Here is an 8,384-nt window from a genome sequence, read left to right as displayed (position 1 = left end):
GCGGTCCCGGCCGCACTCACGCGCGCACTTGCGCTGCTAGCGCGCCGCGGCGTGCTCGTCGTGCACGTCGATGCGATCGAGGCGCTCGCCGGCGCGACGCACGTGGTATTCGACAAGACAGGTACGCTGACCGAGCCGTGCCTCGCACGCGAACGCGAGCCGATCGTCGACGGGGCGATCCCGCTGGCCGCCGCACTCGCGCGCCGCAGCCGCCATCCGGTCGCGCGCGCGCTCGTCGACGCGGCTGCGGGCATTGCGCTGCCTGTCGCCGAGGACGTCGAGGAGGTCGCCGGCTGCGGATTGCGCGGACGCGTCGGCGGGCGCGCGCTGCGCCTTGGCCGCGCCGACTTCGCGATCGATCCACTGCAGCGGACGAGGCACGGCGCGATCGCCGACGACGCGCTCGTGCTGGCCGACGACGACGGCGCGATCGCGGCGTTCCAGCTTTCCGAACGGGTTAGGCCCGGCGCACGCGCGGCGCTGGCCGCACTCTCCGCTCAGGGTCTCGAGCTCGAGATCGCGAGTGGCGATGCGACGTCGAAGGTCGCCGCCCTGGCCGCCGACGTCGGCATCCGCCGCTGGCACGCGCGGCAGTCGCCGGCGGACAAGCTCGAGCGGTTGCGCGCGTTGCGCGCGTCCGGCGGGCGCGTGGTCGCGGTCGGCGATGGCGTCAACGACGCCCCCGTGCTCGCCGGTGCTGACGTCGCGGTCGCGATCGGCGGCGGTAGCGATCTCGCGCAGGCATCGGCCGACGTCGTGCTCGCGCGCGCCGACCTCACGGCATTGCCCGAAGCGATCGCGATCGCGCGCGAAACCCTGCAGGCGCTGCACCGCAACCAGCGCTGGGCCATCGCCTACAACCTCGTCGCGGTGCCGTTCGGCGCGCTCGGCCTGGTGCCGCCGTGGCTCGCCGCGCTCGGCATGTCGGCGAGCTCCCTCGTCGTCGTGCTCAATGCGACGCGCATCGGCCGTCGCCGTGCGTTCGCCGCGGCCGGCCCGGACACGCGCGAGGCCTTCGCATGAACATCCTGCTCGTGATGATCCCGCTGTCGATCCTGCTCGCGCTCGGAGCGGGCATCGCGTTCTTCTGGGCGGTCGACCACGACCAGTTCGACGACCTCGACACGCCCAAACTGCTGCCGCTGCTGGACGCCGACGCGCCACGCGACCGCGACGGCGAGCCGACGGAGCCGCGCGCGTGACCGGCGTGCTGACGTACGCGGGCGCGCTGCTGCTCGGCCTCGCAGCGAGCGGGCACTGCCTCGTCATGTGCGGAGGCATCTCCGCCGCGCTCGGCATCGCCACGGCGCGGCGCGCGGATGGTCGACCGCGACGCGACCTGCTGGTGGCCTATCAGCTCGGTCGCATCGCGTCGTACGCGCTGGCCGGACTGCTGCTCGGCGGCGTGCTCGGCGGTGCCATCGCGCTGCTGGACGTGGAGTCCGTGCGGCGCACGCTGCGCGCGCTGTCGGCCGCGGCGCTGCTGCTCGGGGCGCTCGTCGCCTCGGGTCGCCTGCGCGATCCCGGCTTCGCACTCGGTCGCCGACTGTGGCCGCGGCTCGCGCCGCTCGGCCGGCGGCTGCTGCCGGTCGCGAGCCTGCCGCGCGCCTTCGCGTTCGGCATGGTCTGGGGCTGGATGCCGTGTGGGTTCGTCTACACGGTGCTGCTGATCGCCGCCTTGCAGCTCGACGCCGCACGCGGTGCGGCGACGATGCTGCTGTTCGGCCTGGGCACCGCGCCGGCCCTGCTCGCGGCCGCGTTCGGCGCGGACCGGATCGCCGCGCTCGGCGCGCGGCGCGGCAGTCGCCGCACGGCAGCCGCGGCCCTGCTCGCGAGCGCGCTGCTGACGCTGGCCAGCCCGTGGCTCGGCGAACACCTGCACGGACTGCACGCGATGCTGCCGTTCGACTGCCTCGGCACGCACTGAGGCCGGGCGAGGCTGGCGTACCTCAACTTTGTCGATCGACCGCCTGGCGGAAACGGATCTTCCCGGCACCGATCGCGCCGAGGCGCGAGTAGAAGCGTATCGCGCGCGCATTCCACGCCGGCGTCTGCCATTGAAGCTCCGCGCAACCGTGCGCGCGCGCGTGCGCGACGAGCGCGTCGACGAGCGCCGCGCCGACGCCGGCGCCCCGCGCGTCGTCGCGCAGGTAGAGGCAATCCATGTGCAGGAACTCGCGCGCGTCCCAGGTCGAGTACTCGAACGACGCGCTCGCATAGCCGACGGCCGTGCCGTCGCGTTCGGCGAGCCATGCGAACAGGCGCGGCGGGCACGCGTCGAGCGCAGTGCGCAGCGCATCGCACTTGCCGTCGGCCGCGAACGACGCGCGCTCGTAGCTTGCGTGTTCGGCGCAGAGCGCCACCAGCGCACGCGCATCCGCGCCGTGCGCGCGTCGCACGCGTGCAGCCGTCATTCGCGCGCGCCGCCCTTCTCGAGCGCGAAGCCCTCGTCGAGCCAGCCGGTGATGCCGCCGGCCATGATCTTCACGGCGAATCCGAGCTTCGCGAGGCGCACGGCCGCGCGCGCGGCGCCGTTGCAGTGCGGTCCGGCGCAGTAGGCGACGAACAGCGTCGACGGCGGATAGGCGGCCATGCGCGAGGCGATGATCTTCCGATGCGGCAGGCTGATGGCGCCGGGCACGTGGCCGCGCGCGTACATGTCGGCACTGCGGGCATCGACGAGCACGAATCCGGGTGCGGGCGACTGCAGCGCTTCATGCGTGTCCCAGCAGTCCGTCTCGTAGGCGAACTGCGCCTCGAAGTGGCGCAGCGCGGCATCGCTCGGCGCGGCGGCGATCTCGGTGACGGCGTTGTGCATGGCATTGCTCCGCGGTGGACGTGGCACGCATTGTTCGGCGCGCGCGCTGCGCGCACAATTGGCGCTACCGCCACTCAGCGATCAGATCTTGCCAAAGCGAACGGCACCCCCGACCAATCCGCTCGTCGTCGCCCTCGCCTACGACGGCCTGTGCGCGTTCGAGTTCTCCTGCGCGGCGGAAGTCTTCGGACTTGCGCGGCCCGAGCTCGGCGCCGGCTGGTACCGATTCGAAACCTGCGCGGCGGAGCGCCGACCGCTGCGCGGCCAGTACGGCCTGCGCCTGTCTGCGATGCACGGCCTCGAGCGCCTGCGCCGCGCGGGTACGATCGTGATCCCCGGCTGGAAGGGGATCGACGTGCCGGTCCCCGCTCGAACCGTCGCGGCGCTGCGGGACGCGCACGCGCGCGGCGCGCGCCTGGTATCGATCTGCTCGGGCGCATTCGTGCTCGCCGCGACCGGTCTCCTCGACGGTCGCCGCGCGACCACGCACTGGCGCTATGCCGACGCGCTGCGGCGGCGCCATCCGCGCATCGAGGTCGACGCGGGCGTGCTCTACGTCGACGAAGGCAGCCTGCTGACATCGGCGGGAAGCGCGGCCGGGCTCGATCTCTGCCTGCACCTCGTGCGGCGAGACTGGGGGGCGCGCGTCGCCAACCACGTCGCGCGCCGGCTCGTGATCCCGCCACATCGCGACGGCGGCCAGGCGCAGTACGTCGAGCGACCGGTGGAGGCGGGCGGACGGCATGCGCTGTCGCCGTTGCTCGACATGATGCAGCGGCGCCTCGCCGAACCGTTGTCGATCGCCCGGCTCGCGCGCATGGCGGCGATGAGCGAGCGCAGCCTCATGCGCCATTTCAAGGCGGCGACCGGCCTCACCCCGATCGACTGGCTCGTGCGCGCGCGCATCGAGCGCGCGCGCGAGTTGCTCGAGGACTCACGCCATTCGATCGATCGCATCGCGGGCCTGACCGGTTTCGGCAGCGCGACGACGCTGCGGCATCACTTCCGGCGTCGCGTCGGCGCCAGCCCACGCGCGTACCGCGAGCGCTTCGCCCGCGAGCGGCGCCCGTGAGGGCCTGCGCGGCGATCAGACCGGGCGCAACTGGTCTGCGACGCTGCGCGTGCGTTCGGAGATTTCCGAACCGGTGTGCAAGGTCGTCTTGCGCTCGATCAGCATGACGAGGCATTCGCGCTCGGCGACCGGATTGTGCCGCACGCCCCGCGGCACGACGTACGCGTCGCCCTCGTCGAGTTCCACCGCGCCGTCCGCCATCTCGATGCGCAGGCGACCGCCGAGCACGTAGAACAACTCATCCTCGTCGTCGTGCGCATGCCAGCCGAAGGTGCCTTGCACCTTCGCGACCTTGACGTAGGAATCGTCGAGCGATGCGACCACGCGCGGCGACCACAACTCGGTGAGGCCGGCGGCGATCTTCGCCGGCGAGACATGCTTCGACATCCGCAACCTCCAAGGTTTGACCTGCCGTTGCGGCGCCCGGGATCGCGCGCGCGAACGGCCCCCATTCTCGCATCGAGGGGCGCGTCCGGCGATGCATCCGGTGCGGTTCGGCGCGATCGTGCGTCGTCACGGCGTCCGCGGCTCGCCGAGCACGGCGCGCAGGTCGTCGCGACCGAATTCGAGGCGGCGTTCGACGCGGCCGTTCGCATCGAGCACGACGACGAGCGGCACGCGCGAAACGCCGAAGCGTCGGAACAGGGCGCCGTCGCGATCGAGCGCGAGTGGGATCGCGATGCGCGAGCGATCGCGCCATTCGCCGAGATCGTGTTCGGACGCCCACAGGCCCGAGGCGACACCGAGCCAGCGCCATCGTGCATCGCCGCCGAACGCGACCAGCTGCTCGCGCAGCGCACGGCAGCGCGCGGACGACGCGGGCCGCGTCTTCTCGAAGTAGCCCTCGCACCACGGCGAGAGGAAGGCGAGTACGCTGCGCCGTCGGCGCGCGGGATCGGCGAGCGCGACCTCGTCGCCCGCAAGCGTGCGCACGCGCGCCGGCGGCAGTGCGTCGCCGATGCGCAAGGCGGCCGGAACGGCGGGCGCGACGGGTAGGTCCGGCGCATTCGCCGCCACGACGGTCGCGCGTTCGCTCCGCGCCTCGAGGAGCGCGGCGTCGACGTGCGCGTCGGCGAGATGGCCGACGTGCAGGATCACGCCGTCGCGGCCGACGATCACGTGCTGCGGCGTGACGCGCACGCCGAACAGGCCGGCGAGCCGACCGTCCTCGTCGCGCACGATCGGCATCGTGAGCCCGAACTCGTCGCGGAACGCGCGTATCTGCTCGGGCGTGTCGTCGAAGCCGAGGTTGATCGCGACCACCGCGAGGTCGTCGCCCGCGGCCTGCTGGACGCGCTCGAAGTGCGGCATCTGCGCGCGGCACGGCGAGCACCAGGTCGCCCAGAACTTGAGGTAGACCGCTTTCTTCCCGCGCAGCGAGGCGAGATCGATCGTGTCGCCATCGATCGTCGTCATGCGCGCAGGCGGCGCGAGCCGCCCGACCCGCAGGGCACCGGCCTCGCGCGCGAGTTCCTCTCCGCTCCCGGCGCGTGCGGGCGCGGCGACGAAGACGAGGCACAGCGAGAGCGCGGCGATGCAGGCTTCGCGCGTGAACGCATGCGCGGTGGGCAAAGCGGGCAGCGTCGCGGGCGTGGAGTCCATCGCGGTTCCGGGTCTGCGAGCGCGGCGACTCGGGATTCGTGCCGCATCGGCACGTTACGGCGCGTTGCCCGTGCTCGGGGCGCCAGTCGCGGCGGCTTCGATGGAACCAGCCCCGCGCGGAGCGAATCGCGCGCAGGACCACCCAAGACCGATTCGGACGCGGGAAACCCGCGCCGGGTCGCCTGCAGCGGTCAGTGCTTCGCGTGCGCGGCACTCCAATCGGCGAGCGCCTTGCGGTCGACGTGTTCGCGCAGGGCACTGCATTGGCGGATGCCCTCGAGCGTCTGGCCCAGGCCGCGCTCGCCGCCGATGAGGTCCTTCGTGCGAGGCGCGAGGAACGCGGACATGCCGTCGGCGTCGGCGGTGCTGCAACGGCCCGGCGAGAACGTCTTCGGCAACCACGCCTGCGCGAACGGCGGCAGGCGCTTGCGATAGGGCTCGAAGTTCCGCGTGAGCCACGCCCACAGCGCCGCACGATTCTCCGGCTCGTCCGCCTGGGCGTCATAGAGGCGTCCCATCTCGCCGATCTGCACCGCGGCGGTGAGGCCGTAGTCGCGCGCGCGAGCTCCGAGTGCAGGGTCGCGCGTCGCGCCGAGCGCGGCGAGCAGCGCGTAGCGCTCGGTCGTGTCGCGAGACGCCTCGAACGCGGCCTGCGCGGCATCGAATGCGGGCAAGCCGCCGTCCTGCACCGCGACCTTGAGCGCGGTGACGCGCAGGTCGGCGTCGGCACGCGTGAGGTCGGGCTTGCCGCCGCCGTCGAGGCCGAGTGCGGCGCGACCCTGCTTGCCGAGCTCGGCGCGCGTCGCCGGGTCGCGCACCACCATCGCGAGGAACTCGGCGATGCGCGTGCGCAGCGCGGTGTCGGTGCCGGGCTCGCCGTCCTTGCGGTGCCAGCCGAGCCTGCCGAGGCGCGGCGCATAGAGGCGCGTGACCCACGCGTCGAGCGCGGGCCGGGTCGCCGCGTCGGCGACGTGCTCGCGGATCCATTCGTAGCGAGGGAGCAGCGCGGTCGCTACCTGCGGCGCGTCCGCGCCTGCGAGCGCCGGCATCGCGTCGAGCAACGCGCCCGCGGACACGCTGCCGCGGCGGAAGCCACTCTCGACCGCGTCGGCGTAGACGAGCTGCTCGGGCGCCGACAGTTTCCCCGCGGCGGCGCCGAGATTCGCGAGGTCGGCCGTGGCGAGGTCGAACCGGTAGTAGCCGCGCGCATCGGCGTTCGGCAGGTACCAGTCGGGACAACCGCCCGCGATCTCGAATTGCTGTTCGGGCGCCTCGAGCAGGAAGCACTGCGTGTCCGACCCTTCGCCGCGACCGAAGCGCGTGCATACGGGCACGCCCCAGCGCGGAGCGTCCTTCGACAGCACGCCGTACGGCAGGTAACGCGATTGGGCGAGGGTCAGGCGCGCCTTGCCCGCGTCGCAGGCGAGTTCGCTGCGCACGAGCGGAACGCCGGGCTGGTCGAGGAAGCTGCGCATGCCTTTCGCGAACGCATCGCCCCTGCCGCTCGCCCTGGTCAGCGACGCGATGAGGTCGTCCGAACTGCCGCTGCCGAACGCATGGCTCGCGAGGTACTCGCGCATGCCCTTGCGGAACGTGTCCTCGCCGACCCAGCGCTCGAACATCGCGAGCACCGCGGCGCCCTTCTGGTAGGTGATGCTGTCGAATGCGGTCTCGATGTCGCCACGACCGAGGATCGGCTGGCGGATCTTGCGCGTGCTGAGCAGGCTGTCGTTCGCCATCGCGTACAGGCGCGCTTCGAGCGACTCGAGGTCGGCGTGGTACTCCGGACGCAGCGACGACGTCGCCTTCGCCTGGCCCCAGGTCGCGTACGCCTCGTTGAGCCAGATGTCGTCCCACCATGGCACCGTCACGAGGTCGCCGTACCACTGGTGCGCGATCTCGTGCGCCTCGATGTTGAACACGCTGCGATAGTGGTCCGCGGCCGAATGCGCGTCGGTGAGAAGGTAGGCGTCGCGGTAGACGATGAGCCCCGCGTTCTCCATCGCGCCGGCGGAGAAATCCGGCGCACCGAGCAGGTCGAGCTTGTCGAACGGATACGGCTGCGCGGTGTAATCCTCGTAGAAGCGGACGATCGCGGGCGCGACTTCGAGCGCCCAGGCGAGCTTGTCCTTGCTGCCTCGCGGGCCGAGCGCGCGCAGCGGCAGCGCGCCCTTGCGCACCGCGTTGGGCGGGATCGGTGGCGCGTCGGCGACGTCCCACGGCCCGACCGCGAACGCGACGAGGTACGTCGGCAGCGGCGGCGTGGTCGCGAACGTGAGCGTCTTCCACGCCGCGTCGGCGGACTTCTCCTCGCGCAGCACGCGCGTGTTCGCGACGGCGACGTCCTGCGCCGGCACGGTCAGCACGAGATCGAACGGCACCTTGAAGCGCGGCTCGTCGAAGCCGGGGAACGCGAGGCGCGCGCTGACCGGTTCCATCTGCGTGACCGCATAGGCGTCGTCGCCGACCTTGACCTTGTAGACGCCCTCGAGCTGGCCGTTGAACGGCGCGTCGTAGTCGAATGCGAGTTCGATCTCCTGCGCGGCGAGGCTATGGGCGAAGCGCACCTCGAGCACGCCGGTATCGCCGTGCGTGATCGCCTTCGCGTCGGCATTCTTACCGGCGGCATCGGTCGCGTGCACGGCGCGGATGTTCATCTGCTGCGCATGCAGCCAGACATGGTCGCTCGCTTTCGCGAGCCTGACGCGGATGCGCGCCTCGCCGTCGAAGCGGTCGCGACGAGGATCGACGGTGAGGTGCAGTGCGTAGTGCAACGGCGCCGCGTCGGTCGGCAGCTTGCCGGTCGGCACGCCCCCCTCCTTCGCGACGGCGGCGCCGCAGGCGAGCAGGCCGGACAGGATCAGGGCGCGCATGCGCATCGGGACGTCTCCG

General features: G+C 72.4%; 9 protein-coding genes. 4 read left to right on the top strand and 5 right to left on the bottom strand.

All coding sequences use genetic code 11. From position 1 onward, the window contains the following. From VI238_RS06520 to VI238_RS06510, 3 genes are all read left to right on the top strand, one after another. Positions 1–1,023: HAD-IC family P-type ATPase (locus VI238_RS06520; RefSeq protein ID WP_331649682.1), on the top strand; the 1,023-nt coding region annotated here is incomplete at its 5' end. Next, positions 1,020–1,202: a cbb3-type cytochrome oxidase assembly protein CcoS gene (gene ccoS, locus VI238_RS06515; RefSeq protein WP_331649680.1), complete on the top strand. Its 183-nt coding sequence runs from the start codon at positions 1,020–1,022 to the stop codon at positions 1,200–1,202. The genes VI238_RS06520 and ccoS, both read left to right, overlap by 4 nt. Further along, positions 1,199–1,927, top strand: a complete 729-nt coding sequence (locus VI238_RS06510; protein ID WP_331649678.1) for a sulfite exporter TauE/SafE family protein — start codon at positions 1,199–1,201, stop codon at positions 1,925–1,927. The genes ccoS and VI238_RS06510 overlap by 4 nt, the downstream gene beginning before the upstream one ends. Before the next feature lie 22 nt (positions 1,928–1,949). Here VI238_RS06510 and VI238_RS06505 read toward each other — a convergent pair whose 3' ends face one another. Beyond that, positions 1,950–2,414, bottom strand: coding sequence for a GNAT family N-acetyltransferase (locus tag VI238_RS06505; RefSeq protein ID WP_331649676.1), 465 nt, complete (start codon positions 2,412–2,414; stop codon positions 1,950–1,952). Next, positions 2,411–2,818 (bottom strand): rhodanese-like domain-containing protein, encoded by a 408-nt coding sequence (locus VI238_RS06500; RefSeq protein WP_331649674.1) that lies wholly within the window; start codon positions 2,816–2,818, stop codon positions 2,411–2,413. The genes VI238_RS06505 and VI238_RS06500 overlap by 4 nt, the downstream gene beginning before the upstream one ends. 88 nt (positions 2,819–2,906) lie before the next feature. Between VI238_RS06500 and ftrA the strand changes: the two genes are divergently transcribed. Continuing rightward, positions 2,907–3,890, top strand: coding sequence for a transcriptional regulator FtrA (gene ftrA / locus VI238_RS06495; RefSeq protein ID WP_331649672.1), 984 nt, complete (start codon positions 2,907–2,909; stop codon positions 3,888–3,890). A 15-nt stretch (positions 3,891–3,905) separates the two neighbouring features. On the opposite strand, the gene VI238_RS06490 is transcribed toward ftrA, so the two are convergent. From VI238_RS06490 to VI238_RS06480, 3 genes are all read right to left on the bottom strand, one after another. Beyond that, positions 3,906–4,277 (bottom strand): cupin domain-containing protein, encoded by a 372-nt coding sequence (locus VI238_RS06490; protein WP_331649670.1) that lies wholly within the window; start codon positions 4,275–4,277, stop codon positions 3,906–3,908. A gap of 126 nt (positions 4,278–4,403) precedes the next feature. Beyond that, positions 4,404–5,492, bottom strand: a complete 1,089-nt coding sequence (locus VI238_RS06485) for a redoxin domain-containing protein (RefSeq protein WP_331649668.1) — start codon at positions 5,490–5,492, stop codon at positions 4,404–4,406. Between the two features lie 191 nt (positions 5,493–5,683). Further along, positions 5,684–8,365: a M1 family metallopeptidase gene (locus VI238_RS06480; RefSeq protein WP_331649666.1), complete on the bottom strand. Its 2,682-nt coding sequence runs from the start codon at positions 8,363–8,365 to the stop codon at positions 5,684–5,686. Between the last annotated feature and the right edge of the window lie 19 nt (positions 8,366–8,384).

This window comes from Dokdonella sp., from assembly GCF_036518555.1.
GTDB lineage: Bacteria > Pseudomonadota > Gammaproteobacteria > Xanthomonadales > Rhodanobacteraceae > Dokdonella_A.
The sequence above is the reverse complement of the archived record's forward strand: the minus strand, read 5'-3'. Positions and strand labels throughout refer to the sequence as shown.

What these genes read in the sequence shown, in the direction of transcription:
- VI238_RS06505 (WP_331649676.1), bottom strand. Translation starts at nt 2,414, where the DNA reads ATGACGGCTGCACGCGTGCGACGCGCGCACGGCGCGGATGCGCGTGCG.
- VI238_RS06480 (WP_331649666.1), bottom strand. Translation starts at nt 8,365, where the DNA reads ATGCGCGCCCTGATCCTGTCCGGCCTGCTCGCCTGCGGCGCCGCCGTC.
- ccoS (WP_331649680.1), top strand. Translation starts at nt 1,020, where the DNA reads ATGAACATCCTGCTCGTGATGATCCCGCTGTCGATCCTGCTCGCGCTC.
- VI238_RS06485 (WP_331649668.1), bottom strand. Translation starts at nt 5,492, where the DNA reads ATGGACTCCACGCCCGCGACGCTGCCCGCTTTGCCCACCGCGCATGCG.
- VI238_RS06490 (WP_331649670.1), bottom strand. Translation starts at nt 4,277, where the DNA reads ATGTCGAAGCATGTCTCGCCGGCGAAGATCGCCGCCGGCCTCACCGAG.
- VI238_RS06500 (WP_331649674.1), bottom strand. Translation starts at nt 2,818, where the DNA reads ATGCACAACGCCGTCACCGAGATCGCCGCCGCGCCGAGCGATGCCGCG.